Annotated in this window: 14 protein-coding genes and 1 pseudogene; 8 read left to right on the forward strand and 7 right to left on the reverse strand. The window is 57.5% G+C overall.

Features of this window, described 5'->3' with window-relative positions:
* Positions 1-74 precede the first annotated feature (74 nt).
* The 4 genes from IGS16_RS00400 to IGS16_RS00415 all read left to right on the forward strand — a co-directional run bounded on the left by IGS16_RS00400 (position 75) and on the right by IGS16_RS00415 (position 4,726).
* Complete coding sequence (locus IGS16_RS00400; RefSeq protein WP_297082340.1) at positions 75-2,219, forward strand: hypothetical protein; 2,145 nt, start codon at positions 75-77, stop codon at positions 2,217-2,219.
* 161 nt (positions 2,220-2,380) lie between these two features.
* Positions 2,381-3,271, forward strand: coding sequence for an acetylglutamate kinase (argB, locus tag IGS16_RS00405; protein ID WP_297082343.1), 891 nt, complete (start codon positions 2,381-2,383; stop codon positions 3,269-3,271).
* Between the two features lie 13 nt (positions 3,272-3,284).
* A complete protein-coding gene (locus IGS16_RS00410) occupies positions 3,285-3,830 on the forward strand; it encodes a hypothetical protein (protein WP_297082345.1) in 546 nt (181 codons plus the stop codon).
* Between the two features lie 224 nt (positions 3,831-4,054).
* Positions 4,055-4,726 carry a HEAT repeat domain-containing protein gene (locus IGS16_RS00415; RefSeq protein ID WP_297082347.1) on the forward strand — a complete coding sequence of 224 codons (672 nt, stop codon included), beginning with the start codon at positions 4,055-4,057 and terminating at the stop codon, positions 4,724-4,726.
* An 86-nt stretch (positions 4,727-4,812) separates the two neighbouring features.
* Here the strand turns inward: IGS16_RS00415 and pheT are convergent, their stop codons facing one another.
* Positions 4,813-7,287: a phenylalanine--tRNA ligase subunit beta gene (pheT, locus tag IGS16_RS00420; protein WP_297082349.1), complete on the reverse strand. Its 2,475-nt coding sequence runs from the start codon at positions 7,285-7,287 to the stop codon at positions 4,813-4,815.
* 514 nt (positions 7,288-7,801) lie between these two features.
* On the opposite strand from pheT, the gene IGS16_RS00425 reads away from it, so the two are divergent.
* Positions 7,802-9,445 (forward strand): serine/threonine-protein kinase, encoded by a 1,644-nt coding sequence (locus tag IGS16_RS00425; protein ID WP_068510437.1) that lies wholly within the window; start codon positions 7,802-7,804, stop codon positions 9,443-9,445.
* Between the two features lie 63 nt (positions 9,446-9,508).
* Entirely contained in the window at positions 9,509-9,799 is a 291-nt protein-coding gene (locus IGS16_RS00430; protein ID WP_297082352.1) for a DUF3493 domain-containing protein, read from the forward strand.
* A gap of 37 nt (positions 9,800-9,836) precedes the next feature.
* Here the strand turns inward: IGS16_RS00430 and IGS16_RS00435 are convergent, their stop codons facing one another.
* Entirely contained in the window at positions 9,837-10,592 is a 756-nt protein-coding gene (locus IGS16_RS00435; protein ID WP_297082354.1) for a phycocyanobilin:ferredoxin oxidoreductase, read from the reverse strand.
* A 175-nt stretch (positions 10,593-10,767) separates the two neighbouring features.
* On the opposite strand from IGS16_RS00435, the gene IGS16_RS00440 reads away from it, so the two are divergent.
* The gene (locus IGS16_RS00440) at positions 10,768-11,577 is read left to right on the forward strand and encodes a serine/threonine-protein kinase (RefSeq protein WP_297082356.1); all 810 of its coding nucleotides are present in this window, start codon (positions 10,768-10,770) and stop codon (positions 11,575-11,577) included.
* 45 nt (positions 11,578-11,622) lie between these two features.
* Here IGS16_RS00440 and IGS16_RS00445 read toward each other — a convergent pair whose 3' ends face one another.
* From IGS16_RS00445 to IGS16_RS22240, 5 genes are all read right to left on the reverse strand, one after another.
* The gene (locus tag IGS16_RS00445; RefSeq protein ID WP_297082357.1) at positions 11,623-12,663 is read right to left on the reverse strand and encodes a hypothetical protein; all 1,041 of its coding nucleotides are present in this window, start codon (positions 12,661-12,663) and stop codon (positions 11,623-11,625) included.
* A 228-nt stretch (positions 12,664-12,891) separates the two neighbouring features.
* The gene (locus IGS16_RS00450; RefSeq protein ID WP_297082359.1) at positions 12,892-13,767 is read right to left on the reverse strand and encodes a glutamate--tRNA ligase family protein; all 876 of its coding nucleotides are present in this window, start codon (positions 13,765-13,767) and stop codon (positions 12,892-12,894) included.
* A 210-nt stretch (positions 13,768-13,977) separates the two neighbouring features.
* Positions 13,978-14,412 (reverse strand): hypothetical protein, encoded by a 435-nt coding sequence (locus IGS16_RS00455; protein WP_297082360.1) that lies wholly within the window; start codon positions 14,410-14,412, stop codon positions 13,978-13,980.
* Between the two features lie 94 nt (positions 14,413-14,506).
* A complete protein-coding gene (locus IGS16_RS00460; protein ID WP_068510420.1) occupies positions 14,507-14,848 on the reverse strand; it encodes a hypothetical protein in 342 nt (113 codons plus the stop codon).
* Positions 14,849-14,999: 151 nt separating this feature from the next.
* Entirely contained in the window at positions 15,000-15,218 is a 219-nt protein-coding gene (locus tag IGS16_RS22240; protein WP_367185685.1) for a DUF86 domain-containing protein, read from the reverse strand.
* A gap of 506 nt (positions 15,219-15,724) precedes the next feature.
* Between IGS16_RS22240 and IGS16_RS00465 the strand changes: the two are divergent.
* Positions 15,725-15,916, forward strand: a pseudogene (locus tag IGS16_RS00465) (hypothetical protein); the annotation flags it as partial.

Here is a 15,916-nt window from a genome sequence, read left to right on the forward strand (position 1 = left end):
CCCATTGCACCAGACCGTTGAAGGTTTAGAACCAGGGTTTAGAACTGAGAAAAAGGTCAGACAGAAGGTAGGGCATGACGAGAAACCGACAGGCATCAGGAGACGGGGAGGTAGACAAGGTGCGTCGCCTACCCAGCCGTCCGCCTGCGTCCCAAAACGCCAGGACTCGTCGGGGCAAGGCTCGGAGCGCTCGGCCCACAGATGCTCCGCCGCGAGAGATGGGTCGGTACGAGTCGCGCAGCCGGGCTGCGTCCGCTCGGCGCGATCGCCCGTTTGCCGAAGGGATGCCGTCGTCTGCCCAGCCCCCGCTACGGGTGGTGCCTTCGGTTGCGCGATCGCCCAAGGTTCAGACGCTTCCTGCCGCGCCCACCGACCGCCACAGGGATGAACCATCGGCGCGGCCCCGCAGTCCCCTGGTGCGATTTTTCACAAGCTGGCAGCTTTGGGTTTTGGTGGCGACGACGGGCTGCATTGGGGCGGGCGTGCTGGCGGCGGCGCTGCTGTTCAAACTGCCCGCACTGCCCAACTGTCCGTCGATTTTCTGGCCGACGGCCTCGGCTTCTCTGCGGATTTACTGCGCCCAGCTTGCGTCTAATAAGCAAACGGTGGACGACCTGCTGGAGGCGATCGCCCTGGTGAATACGCTGCCGCCCAACCACGCCATGCGTCCCGAAGCCGATCGCTACATCGCGCAGTGGTCAGACGATATCTTGAAACTGGCTGAGAAAGCCTTTCACAAGGGCGATCTTCAGGGGGCGATCGCCATCGCCGAGCGCATTCCCGACAACACGCCCGCCTTTGCCCAAGTCGAGCAGCGCATCCAGTCCTGGAAGGAGACTTGGGCAACCGCCGAAGCCCTCTACAAGCAGGCAGAAGAAGCCCTGTTTGACGACGACCCCACCAAAGCCTTTGATCTGGCGGTGAAGCTGCTCGATGTGGACAACGAATACTGGAAAACCACCAAATATCAGGAAATGGTGGATTTGGTCACGGCCTCGCGGGAAGACGGCAAAAAATTGGCGCAGATTCGCCGAATGGCGCGGCGTGGCGGTGCGAGTAACCTGCTAGAGGCGATCGCCCTGGTGCAGGAAATCAAGAAAACCAGCCCTGCCTATCCCGCGGCTCAGCGGTTGCTCAACAGTTTGGGCAAAGACGTGCTGAATCTGGCGGATGAATACCTGAATCGGCGCGACTTGCCTGGCGCGATGGAGTTGGTTCGCAAAATCCCTGAAGGAGCGCGCGTGCAGGCAGAAATTCAGGACTTCACGGCGCTGGCCCAGGCGCGGGCCCAGGCGTGGGATGGCAGCGCCTCGGACATCGAAGCCGCAATCGCCCAGGCGCTCCGTATTCGGCGCGATCGCCCGCTCTATGGCAAAGCCCAGCAGTTGATTAGCTATTGGCGCGTCGAGCTACAGGATCTAGTGCATCTGTCCCGCGCTCAGCAATATGCGGATTTGGGCACCGTGAGCGACTTGCGGGCGGCGATCGCCGAAGTCAACAACATTCCCCAAGGGAATCCCCGCAGCCGCGAAGCCCGCCGCCTCGCCAGCCGCTGGACCACCGACATCGAGCTACGAGAAGACCGCCCCACCCTGGTCCAAGCCGAGGAAATTGCCCGCGCGGGCGATGCCGACTCGCTGCAAGCGGCCATCAGCATTGCCCGCCAGATCGGTTCTGGCCGCGCCCTGTCTGCCGAAGCCCGCGACCGCATCCAGACTTGGCAGCAGCAACTCACTGCCCTACAAGCGCCGCCCCCTGTCGAAACGGTTCCTGTGTTTGCACCGCGCCCGTCTGATCCGGTTGTGCTAGACAACGGGTTGCCGTCTACCCTCCGCACGGTGCCCGCGCCCTCTGGGGCCAGCAATGCCGCTGAGGGCAACCCGCGAGATTTCGCGTCCGTCGATCGCTCGACGCTCCAACTTGCCCAGAGCGCTGCCAGCGCCGGTACGCCCTCCATGCTGATTTCTGCGATTCAAACCGCAGACCGAATTCCCACCACCAGCACCCAGCGTGCCGAAGCGGATCGCCTGATTGCTGAATGGAGCGATCAGGTCTTGCAAATTGCCCAGCAAACCGCCGCCGAGAGCCTAGAAGGGGCGATCGCCATTGCCAAAGGCATTCCCCCCCGCACCCCCGCCTATGCACCGGCCCAGCTTTGGATTGAGCAGTGGCGACAGCAATCGCTCAACGCCAACACGGTTCAGTTTCCGAACCCGTAGTCGGCCGCAGCGAACCGCAAAAGGCGCAACACTTCCCGACCACAATCTGCTATAGACTGCTTTCAAATCAAAATTTGCAAGCTAAAACTTGGGATTTGTAGATTTCGACTGTTCATCCACCCTGTCCTCAATCCCCAACCCTCAATCTTTGACATTTTGACATGCTGACCAGCGAATACATCGAAAAAGCCGAAGCCACTCGCGTTCGGGTTCTTAGCGAAGCCCTGCCCTACATTCAGCAGTTTGCAGGGCGCGTCGTGGTGGTGAAATACGGCGGCGCGGCGATGAAAGATAGCAACCTCAAGGAAACCGTCATCCGCGACATCGTGTTTCTCTCCTGCGTGGGGCTGCGGCCCGTGGTGGTGCATGGCGGCGGCCCCGAAATCAACACCTGGCTGAACAAGCTGGGCATCGAGGCGCAGTTCAAAAACGGGTTGCGCGTTACCGATGCGGCCACGATGGATGTGGTGGAAATGGTGCTGGTGGGCCGGGTGAACAAGGAACTGGTAGCTTTGGTGAACCAAGCGGGCGGCTCGGCGGTCGGGCTATGCGGCAAAGATGCGAACCTGATCAAGGCGCGACCCCAGGGCGAAGAGGGCATCGGCTTTGTGGGTGAAGTGCAAAGCACCGATACCAAGCTGATTGAGGCGCTGGTGCGTGAAGGCTACATTCCTATCGTGTCTAGCGTGGCAGCAGACGACCAAGGACAAGCCTATAACATCAACGCTGACACCGTAGCAGGAGAACTAGCTGCGGCGCTGGGAGCCGAAAAGCTGATTCTGATGACTGATACACCGGGCATTTTGAAAAACTACCACGACCTTTCGACGCTGATTCCCCGGCTGGATATCCAGGAGGCGAGACGGCTGATTGAGTCGGGCATCGTCTCTGGCGGGATGATTCCCAAGGTCAACTGCTGCGTGCGATCGCTCGCCCAGGGAGTCAAGGCGGCCCACATTATCGACGGCCGACTGCCCCACGCCCTGCTGCTGGAGATCTTTACCGACGCAGGCATTGGCTCTATGCTGGTTGCTTCAGACTTTATGGGATAGGTGCGGCACAGGCATGGCGGCAAATCCAGAGGCGCTGGAGCGGGCCAGGACGCTCTTTCAAGCGGGCAAGCAAAATTTTGAAAGCGGACGCTATCGCGAATCGGTGGAATGCCTGGAAAAGTCTGCAGCGCTGGTAGAGCGGGGCGGCAAGCTGGGCGGCGAGGTGCAGATCTGGCTGGTGACGGCCTACGAGGCCGCTGGACAGACTGACATGGCGATCGCCCTCTGTGAGCAACTGGTGCGCCATCCCGACGTGAAGACCCGCAAGCAGAGTCGCCGCCTGCAAGCCATCCTGACCGCGCCGCGCCTGCGGACGCGCCCCGAATGGCTGACCCAGATTCCCGACTTGGGCGGGCTGGAAACCGCCAGCGCCGAAGATCAGAAGGCCTACGCCGTACCCAACCGTCCCAAGCCGTCGCGCCCGAAACCTCGCCCCAGTCCTGATCCAGAGCCGATTGATCTGAGCCAGGTTAACACCAAAGACAACTCGTTTGTGTGGCTTTCCCTAGGGGCGATCGCCCTGATTGTGGCCGGACTCCTCTGGTTTGGCTATGCCTAGGTCGAACACACTTTGCCGATGCCCAGTCTCGCAAACCGCGCAATAGCGAGAGATTGCTAGAAACCTGACGGAAGCCCGGACGAACGACCGAAAATCGCCAAAATCCCTAATCCAAAACCGCCAGTCCAAAATCCAAAATCAATATGACTCGCTAGAGAGGATTGGCAGCACCGCAACCGAAAAACTCCGCTATCATAAAGTTAACAATTCGTAACAGAGTCGCTATGAGTCAACTCAGCCTGGAGCAGATCAAGACCCAACTCGACAGTCCCAAGTCGAGCGATCGCATGGTCGCCCTGGCCATGCTGCGCGACGTGCCGCCCGAATCCGCCGTGCCGCTGATTCTCAAAGTGCTAGATGACGAAAGCCTGCAAGTGCGTTCGATGGCGGTGTTTGCCCTGGGAGTCAAGCAGACCGACGAGTGCTACCCCATCCTGGCGCAGATTTTGGAAAACGACCCCGATTACGGTATCCGCGCCGATGCAGCTGGGGCTTTGGGCTACCTGGGCGATTCCCGCGCCGTCGAGCCGCTGCTGCGAGCATTTTACGAAGATACCGATTGGCTGGTGCGCTTCAGCGCTGCTGTGTCATTGGGCAACCTGAAAGACCCCCGCGCCCGCCACGCTTTGCTGCAAGCGCTGGAGAGCGATGAGGTGGTGCTACATCAGGCGGCGATCGCCGCGCTAGGAGAACTCCAAGACCTAGAAGCGGTCGAGGCAATCCTGCGCTTTGTAGACTCGCCGGACTGGCTGGTGCGCCAGCGCCTCGCCGAAGCCCTGGGCAACCTGCCCACACCCAAGAGCATTGCTGCGTTGCGATACTTGCTGCGCGACAGCCACCCCCACGTATCAGACGCGGCGGCGCTGGCGTTGCAAAAGCTGGAAGCGGTGGAGTGAGGAAAAGGGAAGAACGAAGAGAGAAGAACGAAGAGGAAAGGACTCTCTTTTTTCGTTCTTCTTTTTTCGCTCTTCTTTTTTTATCTTTAACTCCGCAAGCTCACCTGGAACTTCTCTTGGAGCGCTTCGCGGACTTTTTGATGCACAGGCTCAATGTCTTCGTCGGTCAGCGTGCGATCGTCGGCTCGGTAGACCAGTCGAAACGCCAGACTGCGCTTGCCTTCGGGCACTGACTCGCCGCGATATTCATCAAATAGTTCTACAGAGTCGAGCAGTTTGCCTGCCGTCTTGCGAACCGCCCGCTCAATTTCCGCAACTGAAAACTGCACGGGCGCGAAAAACGCCAGATCCCTATCAGAGGCCGGGTAGGCAGAGTAGGGCTTGAAGACAGGCGTGACCCTGGCTTCGTCGGACATGTCTTCTAGTAGCAGATCCAGGTCTAACTCAAAGGCATACACTTCATCCGGCAATCCCCGGCGCTGGCGCTCTTGGGGGTGCAACTGTCCAAACGTGCCCAGCCGCTCGCCCTGTACCCAAAGCGAGGCAGTCCGTCCCGGATGCAGCAGCGGGTTTCGCCGATCGGGCTGAAATTCAACCGCTACGCCAAGCTGTCGAAACGCGCTCTCCAGTATGCCCTTGGCCTCAAACCAGGTCATCGGCTGTTCACGGCCGCTGCGAACCCAGCGCCCGACCGATGTATCACCACCCAGAATCCCGGCGAGGCGATCGCCCTCATATAGCCCGTCTTCTTCGCGCCAAAACACGCGCCCAATTTCGTAGGCATTCAGCGCCCCGTTGCCCTGCTCCAGGTTGTACTGGAAGGCATCGATTAGCGCCGTCAGCATTTCAGTCCGCAGCGCAGAATATTCCACAAACAGCGGGTTGCTGAGGGCAATCTGGTTGTCGCCGTCCGGCTTCACCAGCGAGTAGTGAATCACCTCCGTCAGACCCACCGCTTTGAAGGCACTGTGGATTTGTCGTGTCAGGGCGTAGTCGGGCGACAGGAAGCCCAGTTCGGTCTTGGCAGGCAGCGTATCGCAGAAGTTGTTGTAGCCGTAAACCCGTGCCACTTCCTCGATCAGATCGATTTCGCGTTCCAGATCTCGATGACGATAGGGCGGCACGCTCACCCGCCACACGTCGCCCGCTGCCGAGATCGGGGTTAGTTCGCAGCCCAGCGCCGTCAAAATCCGCTCTACCTCGGCGGGCGGCAAGTCGCCAATTTCCCCTTCGCCCGGACGCGCCTCTTTGTCTAGTTCGATGGGGCCAAGCACTTGGTTCAGCCGCTCCAGCCGCAGTTCAATCGTGCGCGTTGCCATCGCGCCGCCCGGCCGGGCATCCGCTACCGTTTGCATATCCACCGTGCCGCCTGCTAGTTCTACCAACAGCGCCAGGGCCCGCCGACAGGCTAGTTCGAGTTCCGCAGAGTTCACGCCACGCTCGTAGCGGGCCGAGGCTTCGGTGCGGAGTCCCTGCGATCGCGCTGATCGACGAATCGCCACCGAGTCAAACACCGCCGCCTCTAGCACCAAGTTTGTTGTGTCTGCCTGAACTTCGCTGTTTTCACCCCCCATCACGCCTGCCAGCGCTACGGGCTGGTCGTTGGCGGTAATCAGCAGAGTTTGATCCGTCAGCCTTCGTGCCTGGCTATCCAGCGTGGTCAGGGTTTCGCCGTTGCGGGCAAAGCGCACGCCCAGGGTCAGATCCGAAGAACCCCCAGAAGAACCTGCAATCGCACGCAGGCGATCGCCATCAAAGGCGTGCAGCGGCTGCCCCCACTCCAGCAGCACGTAGTTGGTCACGTCCACCACGTTGTTAATCGGACGAGTCCCTGCCGCCTGGAGCCGTCGTTGCAGCCATTCAGGAGAAGGGGCGATCGCCACTCCTTTAACAACCGTTCCTATGTAAATCGGGCAGGCTCCTGGCTCCGAAATCCGCAGCCCCAGTTCTTTCCCAGCAGACTTGACGGGCAACTCGGGCACGTCTGGCAGCTTCAGCTTTGCGCCCGTTAGCGCCGCCACCTCCCGCGCAATGCCCACCATGCTCAGCGCATCGGCTCGGTTTGCCGTCGAGGTCAGATCTAAAATCACATCGTCCAAACCCAGCAGCGGACGGGCATCCATGCCCACCTGAAGCGAGTCCTGCGGAAAGATATGAATGCCATCTGACTCCTTCGCCAGCCCCACCTCCGCCAGTGAGCAAATCATCCCCTCCGAGGGCACATCCCGCAGCTTGCGGGGGCGAATCGTCAGGTCAATCATCGGCAGGTGCGTCCCCAGCGTCGCCACGGGCACGTAGATATCCGCCCGCACATTTGCCGCGCCGCAGACAATGGTGGAAGGAGTATCAGCCCCGATGTCCACCCTACACACGCTCAGCTTGTCGGCATTAGGATGGGGCTGGCGCTCCAGCACGCGACCCACCACTACGCCATCCGCCCAAGTGCGGCGATCCTCAATCTCTTCGACTTCAAACCCCGCCATCGTCAGCATATCCGCCAGCGCTTCTGGAGATACGTTGATATCGACTAGCTCTCGCAACCAGTTCAGAGAAATTCGCATCGCCTATCGTGCCTTTCTGCCCAACAAAAATTAACGTGGTCAAAATCTAATCTAATCCAGCCCTGGCACGGCTCCATCCAGACATTAGCCCTAATGAAGCGGCTGATAAACCGCCAAATCTGTGCCTCAGCCCTCCCAATTCTACCGCCCGGTTGCCTCGGAACGCGCTTCTACCCCCTAGCACATCCATCAACAATCTGTTAAACAATCTATAGAGGCTAAATGCTTTTACCCGCTGCATCTCGCCCGCTTAGCAGTTTTAGCAACATTCCGTCTAGATGCTTCGTCAGTCTTTTGAGAAAGCACTTAGACGATTTGCTACGTGCTGATCCCGTGTATCTATGGATGTTCACTGGGACTTCAAGCGAATCAGCGTGATCTTTAGCAAGTCTTCAAGGGTTTCCCCGAGAGAACTGCACTCTACCTTCATGCTCTTGGGCCGATAATTGTAGAAGAGGTGCATGCTCTCACTGTGAGATATACGCCCGGCGGTCAACCTAACGAGTGATGCCGAATGAGCTACTGCTTAAATCCTGCCTGTCCAAAACCAGAGAATCTGACTCATACTGAGCTGTGTCAGGCCTGTGGCTCTAAGCTGCTGTTGCGCGATCGCTATCGGGTGGTGCAGTCCCTTGGGCATGGAGGGTTTGGAGCCACGTTTCTAGCCAAGGATGAATCGCTTCCCGGCAGTCCTTACTGCGTGATCAAGCAGCTTCGTCCAGTTGCCTCCTCTCCCCATGTGTTGCAAATGGCACGAGAGCTGTTTCGCCGAGAAGCCAAAACACTGGGTAAAATTGGTAACCACCCCCAAGTGCCTCGGCTGCTGGACTATTTCGAGGCGAACCAGGAGTTTTACCTGATTCAGGAATACATCAGTGGCTCTACCCTCCAGCAAGAAGTGAAGCAAAATGGCCCCTTCAGCGAAGCCGGGGTCAAGCAGTTTCTCAGCGAAGTGCTGCCGATGTTGCAGTATGTGCATTCCCAGCAGGTGATTCATCGCGACATCAAGCCCGCCAACTTGATCCGCCGCACCCAGGACAAAAAGCTAGTGCTGATTGACTTCGGCGCTGTGAAAGATCAGGTAAATCCAGTGCGAGCAGGTGCAACGGAGCAAACTGCCCTGACGGCCTACGCCATTGGCACTCCTGGCTATGCTCCGCCAGAGCAAATGGCCATGCGCCCCGTCTACGCCAGCGATATCTACGCGCTGGGCGTTACCTGCATTTACCTGCTGACGGGCAAAGCGCCGAAGGATATGGACTACGACCCGACCACGGGTGAGATTCTGTGGCGCGAACAGGTTCACATTAGCGAACACTTTGCGGGCGTGTTGGAAAAGATGCTGGAGGTTTCCGTTCGCCATCGCTATCAGAACGCGGGGGAAGTGCTGCGGGCGCTGGATCTAGAGCCATACCTCGACAGCCTAGCCCAGAGCATGGTGAAGCCTGCACGCCCTTCTGCCCGTCAGCCGGAGATCTCTCCTCATCACCACACGCCCTCTGGTGACCTCAGCGGCAACCTCTTTCCCTCTTCGCCCTCTGCCCGCATGGCGGCCGCGATTCGCGCACGGCAATCCAAGTCTGTAGGAGATTCCGGCGGTTCGCCCTACACGGGAGGACAGCGCCGCACCGCCATCCAAAAACCCGCCTCTGTCAGTACGGTCGAGCGTGGTCGGGGCGCGTCGGGCGGCAGCAGCGGCAACTCTGGCGGACATCCGGCGCTGCTGCCTAAGCTGCGGGCGGATGAATTGCTGAACGACTACGCCAAGGGTAAGCGCGATTTTACCTCTCGCGACCTGAGCCTGCTGAACCTGTCTAAGGTCGCGCTCACAGGGGCAAACTTTCACCAGTCCAAACTGCATAAGGCGAACCTTCAGGGCGCAAACCTGTTTAATGCTGATTTTGGTCGAGCCAGTCTGAATCAGGCGATTCTGAAAAATGCAAACTTGGCGCGGGCCTATCTTAGCCATGCGGATTTGCAGGGAGCAGACCTGCGGGGGGCAGACCTGAGCTATGCCTATCTAAGCCACGCCAACCTGCGGGGGGCAAACCTCTGCGGCGCAGACCTGACCGGAGCCAAGATTAGCGACGAACAACTAGCGCTCGCGCGAACCAACTGGGCGACAGTTCACCCCAGCGGCAAACGAGGGCTATGGTAGATAGGCGAGGCCCATCATGCCCGCTGAGTTTTACCTGAACAATTGCCAGGATGGTGAATAGCCATGACAGATCGGTTGCGGGAGCGGGGCGAGAAGCTTAAAGAGCGTGATCCAGAAGCCTATGCTCGGCTGGTGGCAGAATCAAAAGCGCCCTATCGGGGGCTGCGGCAGTTTGTCTATCTAGCATTTGGCGCATCCGGGCTAATCGGTGCGTTCATTTTTGCGACGCAGCTTGCGGCCGGGCGGGGCGACGGCGACACACTGCCCAATCTGGCGCTGCAACTGGGACTGGTGGCGCTGATGGTGTGGCTCTTTCGGCTGGAACAGAAATCAGCCGCCCGTCGGCGGGGGTAATAGGTTTAACGACGCTTCACGAGCTACTGTTGAGTGACTAGCTTGCGGGCAGGTCGAACAGTACTGTGGTGATGTAGCGCTCTGCCCAGTCTTCGCCAAAGGCCTTTTCTAGGACGCGGCGGGTTTTGTCGTTTTGCTGCTGCTGGGTGCAGTAATGCTGCTGTCCCGCCAGAATTTCTGCTTGTTTTTCGGGGGTGGCGGGAGTGGCGATCGCCCGTTCACAGTGAATCTTCAGGTACGCTTCGACGCGATCGAGAAACTGCTGCTGTTCATCCTCCGATTCTGGGCGGATAAACAGGCAATAGCTGGAAAAAATCGTGCCCCAGGTGGGGAAACTGCGCGTCTGCGAAAACTGGAGCGGCGGCAGGGATTCTAGCTCGCCCATGTAGCTGCTGGGCAGGCTGCGATCGCCCCGCACGGGCGACAAATCGGCGATCGCCATGCTTACCTGGCCGCGCCCGCCCACCAGATCTGCCCCGAACATGGGCAAATCATAGTCCGGCCGGGGAAACATAACACAGTGCAGGATATCCAGCCCAGTGCCCAGCTTTGCCAGTTCTAAATGCAGCTTGCGAAACTGCGGTGTTTGGTAGCAGTGATTTTCAATCACTAGGCGTTCGCCCTCCAGTCGTCCTTCTACGTAGCCTAGGTCTTCGGGCAGGTGATAGGGCGACAAATCCAGATGGGTTTGCCATATAGCCTCGATTCGATCCGCCAGGGCATGAATCAAGGGATGCTGCTGATGACGGATTGAGTCGGACTGGGGAGCGGGCGACGAAACGGAAAAAGACATGGTGCTAAATCGTGAGTACGGGTGTCGAGAGGCAGCTCTAGCGATAGGCTTGAAGTTAGGCTGTTGCTTTACGATTCCGGCAGAGCAAACTGTGTAGTGGTGCTACGACGATAGGCAGCACGTCTAGTGCAGGCAGTGCGCTAGACGAACATTCATAACCCTCAACCTTTGTATTATGTCAGGTCAGATACTCGGCGATCGCTACGAAGTGGAACAGCAACTCGGCAAAAAGTCTGGCCGCTGGACGCTGCTAGCCCGCGATCTAATGACCCAGGAACCCGTCATCCTCAAGGTCGTCTTTATCGACGAAAACCTTGGCCCCGACGACCTCAAGCTGTTTACCCGCGAGGCCGATGCACTGCAAGTGCTGGCCCACCCTGCCACGCCGCGCTACCTGGGCTACTTTGAAATCGACCTGCCTCGCGGCGGTAAGGCCCTGGCGCTGATCCAGAGTTACTTGCCAGGAACCTCGCTCGATAAATACCTCAAAGCCAAGCGCACCCTCAGCGAAGCCGAAGCCAAACAGGTTGCGCGGAAGGCACTGGAAATTTTGCAATATCTGCACGCACAGCAGCCGCCTATTGTGCATCGGGACATCAAGCCCAGCAATGTGCTGCTGTCGGACGATGAAGGGGCGATCGCCACTCAGGTCAGTTTGGTCGATTTTGGCTCGGTAAAATCCCTCACGCCCGCCGACGGAACGACCTTTAGCATTGTGGGCACCGAAGGCTACATCGCGCCAGAGCAAATTGGTCGCCGCGCCATGACCGCCTCCGATCTCTACAGCCTTGGTATGACGCTGGTTGCAGGTTTAACCGGAATAGAACCGATGAATCTGCCCCACCGAGGATTTCGCATCGATCTGGATCAATGCCTCCAGTGCAGCTCCGACTTTGCCACCTGGCTGAAGCAAATGACCGATCCAGACGTGACCCAGCGATTTCGCACCGCCGATGCTGCCCTGGCGGCCCTGCCCGCTGGCTAAAGGAGAGGGGATTTTGGATTTTGGATTGAGGATGAACCTCTACTCCTAATCCACATAGCCCAGCCATAGCAAGCACATTAGCGCCAGCAGCGACCCAATTGAAAAGACCCCCATGCCGCCTGTAAAGCTCAGAAAACGGCGGGTGTTGATAGGTCGCTTGCGATAGAGCCAGAATGCAGCCAGCCACGCCGCCCCGCTGGCGATAAAAATCGGTAGATGGCTCCACGCCAGGTTATTGTCAATCGGAAGTCCCAGAAAACTTAGCAAGTAGCCAATGCCTACGGACTGCGCCAGCAGGCTAAACAGGGACACCCCCGCTAGCAGACTCACGATCAGCCGCATCACCGGGCCAAAGGGGAAATAGAGCAATGCCGCTGTGCTGATCCAGGTGCCGATGCCAGCGGCGATCGCCAGCCCAGGGGTCAGCCATTGCCACTGATCGTCGGAAATGCCGAACCCCCTCAGCGTTTCCAGCAAAACTCGCCCAAAATAGTTAGCCACCAGCAGCGCCATCCCCATGCCGCAGGCAAAACTGGCAATGCCCTTGGCCCAGCGCCCCGGACTGCGCCACGCCCCTAGCGCCACCAGTACCCCACCCACCAGCGACAGCCCCAACCCCAGCCCAATCAGCCCCAACTCCCGCAGGGACATCAGCAGGTTAATACCCCAATATTGCCACCGCAGCCCGTCTAGCTGCGCCGCACCCAGCCCCAGATCGCCCTGCAAGGCATAGCGATATTGCAACCCGCGTACATAGTCCATTCCCGCTCCGTGGCAAGAGACGATTCGCCCTGCATAGCTTGCGCCGCAGTCCCCCAGTTCAGTAGGAAATGCTGGGCTATAACGCCAGGTCAGGTCGAGCGGCTGTTCGGCCAGAGCAGCGCTGCACTGCCACTGGGCCGCACCTTGGGTGCAGTCAAAAATGCGGTTGGGCAGATGGATCGGCCGGCCGGCGCTGGGCTGAATCTCGATGCTGGCAAAGGGCGTGTGGGCCAGCGTGGGCGATTCGCTAATCAGCAGCGCGACCAGCGCCGCCGATAGAACGAGCCAGAGGGCGATCGCCCGCTTCAGCGAAAACCGGGGCATGGGGCATAGCTCCTTGAACGGGACGGTTGGACTCAAGAAGGAATACGGGCAGGTCTATTGATGCACCCGGATGAGCTAGAGTTCCGCTCAATTGCCGATCATAGCCTGCTTCTCATGTTTACCGTACAGGAAGTACGCCTTGTCAGAGAAGGATTAATCAGTGAAGGATTACCGTTTCGCTGGTCAGAGCCGGAACTTTCCCCATTGCTGAGAGGTCTGGCTTTGAGTTCAAGACTCCGGGAACAGTTCCCACGATTCTCGAATGTGTTCTGGGGTAATGCCCTGTTGCTGGAGCGATCGCAGGCTACGGGCCCCGTCGCGTTTTGCCAGTCGCTTGCCTGCCGCATCGCGCACTAAGGGACAGTGATAGAACGCCGGAATTTCCCAGCCCAGTGTGCGATAGAGCAAAATCTGCTTGGCGGCGGAAAGCAGCAGGTCTTCGCCGCGCACCACTTCGGAAATCGCCATTGTGTGGTCGTCGGTCACGACGGCCAGGTCATAGCTGGGCAGCCCGTCTCGCCGCCACACCATGAAGTCGCCAAAGTCCTGCCCTGCAATGAAACGCTGTGGGCCTAGATGTTCGTCTATAAAGGCGATCGCCTTGCCATCGGGCACGCGAAAGCGCCAGTTCATCTCGCCGGGTTCCGTCGCCGCTTCCCACGTTGCAGGACGCAATTCGACGGGAAAGATCACTTCGCGATCGCCCTCATGGGGCGCACGGAGCGCATTGGCCACATCTTTGCGAGAGTGGGGACTGGGATAAATCGCGCCGAGATGGTTCAACTGCTGCCAGGTTTGGTGGTAGAACGACTGGCGATCGCGCTGCCTGTAGGGCTGAAATGGGCCGCCTACGTCGGGCCCTTCTTGCCAGCAAAAGCCAAACCAGACCAAATCTTCCAGCAAATCGTCAGAATATTCGGGTTTGCAGCGATCGCGATCGAGGTCTTCGATTCGCAAAACCAGCACGCCGCCATGCTGCACAGCCCGCTGCTGCGCCGTCCAAAAGGTTTTGGCATGACCCAGGTGCAGGTGCCCGGTAGGGGTGGGCGCGAGTCGCCCGCGATAGGCATGGGTCAATGGCAAGACCGCAAATGAATCATCCACTTCCAACAAGGGCAGGACTTATGCACTTGCAATAAGATCTCCAGGTGTTGGAGGATTTTTCGCGGGCGCAGCCCCCGAAAAATCCTCCAACTGCGTAAGTCCTAAAGGGAAATGGTAAACCCGAAGGCGCAATGTCCGCAGTGAATTCTCACGATGAATTTTCGCTATAAATTCTCGCGATGAATTCTGATGAATTCTACAGACTCAGCCTCATGTTGCCAGTAGGCGCATCTGCACTCGAACCGTTCCATTCTCCTGAAGCCGGAACTGGAACAACCGAGACTCTGCTGTGCCGCTCTTGGGTGGTGTTCCGCCTAGACCTTGTGGAAAGTCCAAGATGCATTCGTACTGATTCTCTGCACTTGGAACAGGACAGCCCAGCGTGTTTACAAAGGCTTCCAGGTTGTCCGCAGGCATCACAAAATTGACGTGGGCAATATATTCAACGTCTGTCGGAATGGGGCCGAGCAGCCCGCTAAAATTCACCTCTGGCGTAACGCCGTGGGGTAGGGGAACGCCAATCATGCGTTCCGTCAGGTTGCGGGGCGATCGCCACGGGGCTGCTCCCATCATCCATCCCAGCAGCAGTACACCCCCCAAAGCAAGCGTTCCGCAACCGATGGCAATCTTTTGAAGGCGGTTCATTTGAAGGCGGTTCATTCAGATTTCACCTCACGTATGGATTCTGAATAGTCAGAACAGTTTTGTAGAGATGGCAGGAAAAGGATGGGCGATCGCCCTAATTCGATCTTCCTAAATAAACTCGCATGTCTGGATATTGCTCGAAAAAAGCGACCGTTTCCATAATTCTGCCAGCATAGCCGCCGCACTCCATCTGCAATCGCTGCTCTAGCTCGGCATTGTCCTGAGACAGGTGCAGGAAAAAACCGCTGGGCTGCTCATTTTCACCCATAGAAAAATAGACAAAGGGACAGGAGCGGGCAATCACCGCAGGGTCAGATTCGCGCTCGGCAATTTCACAAAATGGAATTTGAGCAAAGGCAGACTCGTCGCAGGCGATCGCAGGCGTACTCGCAAACATCACCACAGCACAGGTCAGGAATAATTTGCCACGCAGCATGAGACTTAGATTCAGAAAATTCTGGGGTAAAGCCGTTAAAGACTCAGGATATCCAGATTCAGCATCCTGATCTGACACGTCCAATATGGCATACCCCGATCGGTCACTGACAACGCGCGGACAGTCCCCTACTCAGAACTTCATGAAAGATTTAATCAGGCCATGAGGATAACAACGTTTCTAGTTGAGTGCGTAGCGGTTCCATCTCTGAGATAGCTGTTTGCCAAATGGTTTCTTGGCGGATTTCGTCATAACGGTGAATCAGGATATTGCGTAATCCAATAACTCTGCGCCAGCCAATTTCGGGATGGGCTTGTCGAAATTCTTTCGATAGTCTGCGGGCGGCTTCTCCTAATATTTCAAGCTGTATATTTCAAGCTGTCTTTCTACCGCGCTTTGGACAAGAATATTATCCAAATAAGCCTCATACAGCATTTTTGAAGCTAGTGAGGCACACGGATGGTCAATAAGCCCTTGCCTTGTGAGGGCAGCGTGTGCCTCACCCCGCAAGAAAATGCTGTAGGTTAGGCTTGCAGTAAATTCCTGAACTCGGCGAATAGCGCTGACCCAGAAGTGTTGAATTGAGACATAAAACTTTACATTTGACCCTATGAAGCTCCTACGAGTGTCTCAGGCAGCAGATCGTGGCTCCAATGGACGATTGAACAGCGGCGACTCAATTCAAGTTGCAAATAGCGCAACTTATCGAGTAACTGATGACCATAAAACGCTGGAATTTCTATCAATTGAAGAATCAAGTAGGCAATCAATACCATGTAGATTTGTATGCAGAGGTGTTGAAAGATAGCTCAACATACAAAAAATGGGGGCAGAATGTAGTATTCTAGCCCCCAACAAACAAAAACAATACGTAAGATGCTACTGTCATTTCCTGCACTTGTCAAATCGATACTCAAGCAGTTGTGCCCCCACAACTACCCTATTTTGAACTCTCGCTTGTTCTTTGAAATCTGGTTAACCTTCGTTTTAGACCAGAGCTTAACGAGCATGAGGAGGGGTGCGTGTCACCTTCTTGGTAGAAAAACTAGGCTGGAAAAGACGCGCATC

The sequence above is a fragment of the Thermoleptolyngbya sp. C42_A2020_037 genome (genome assembly GCF_015272455.1).
Lineage (GTDB): Bacteria > Cyanobacteriota > Cyanobacteriia > Elainellales > Elainellaceae > Thermoleptolyngbya.

Bases quoted from the DNA above. Each gene is read 5' to 3' on its own strand.
- IGS16_RS00400 (WP_297082340.1), top strand. From the start codon at position 75: ATGACGAGAAACCGACAGGCATCAGGAGACGGGGAGGTAGACAAGGTG.
- argB (WP_297082343.1), top strand. From the start codon at position 2,381: ATGCTGACCAGCGAATACATCGAAAAAGCCGAAGCCACTCGCGTTCGG.
- IGS16_RS00410 (WP_297082345.1), top strand. From the start codon at position 3,285: ATGGCGGCAAATCCAGAGGCGCTGGAGCGGGCCAGGACGCTCTTTCAA.
- IGS16_RS00415 (WP_297082347.1), top strand. From the start codon at position 4,055: ATGAGTCAACTCAGCCTGGAGCAGATCAAGACCCAACTCGACAGTCCC.
- pheT (WP_297082349.1), bottom strand. From the start codon at position 7,287: ATGCGAATTTCTCTGAACTGGTTGCGAGAGCTAGTCGATATCAACGTA.
- IGS16_RS00425 (WP_068510437.1), top strand. From the start codon at position 7,802: ATGAGCTACTGCTTAAATCCTGCCTGTCCAAAACCAGAGAATCTGACT.
- IGS16_RS00430 (WP_297082352.1), top strand. From the start codon at position 9,509: ATGACAGATCGGTTGCGGGAGCGGGGCGAGAAGCTTAAAGAGCGTGAT.
- IGS16_RS00435 (WP_297082354.1), bottom strand. From the start codon at position 10,592: ATGTCTTTTTCCGTTTCGTCGCCCGCTCCCCAGTCCGACTCAATCCGT.
- IGS16_RS00440 (WP_297082356.1), top strand. From the start codon at position 10,768: ATGTCAGGTCAGATACTCGGCGATCGCTACGAAGTGGAACAGCAACTC.
- IGS16_RS00445 (WP_297082357.1), bottom strand. From the start codon at position 12,663: ATGCCCCGGTTTTCGCTGAAGCGGGCGATCGCCCTCTGGCTCGTTCTA.
- IGS16_RS00455 (WP_297082360.1), bottom strand. From the start codon at position 14,412: ATGAACCGCCTTCAAAAGATTGCCATCGGTTGCGGAACGCTTGCTTTG.
- IGS16_RS00460 (WP_068510420.1), bottom strand. From the start codon at position 14,848: ATGCTGCGTGGCAAATTATTCCTGACCTGTGCTGTGGTGATGTTTGCG.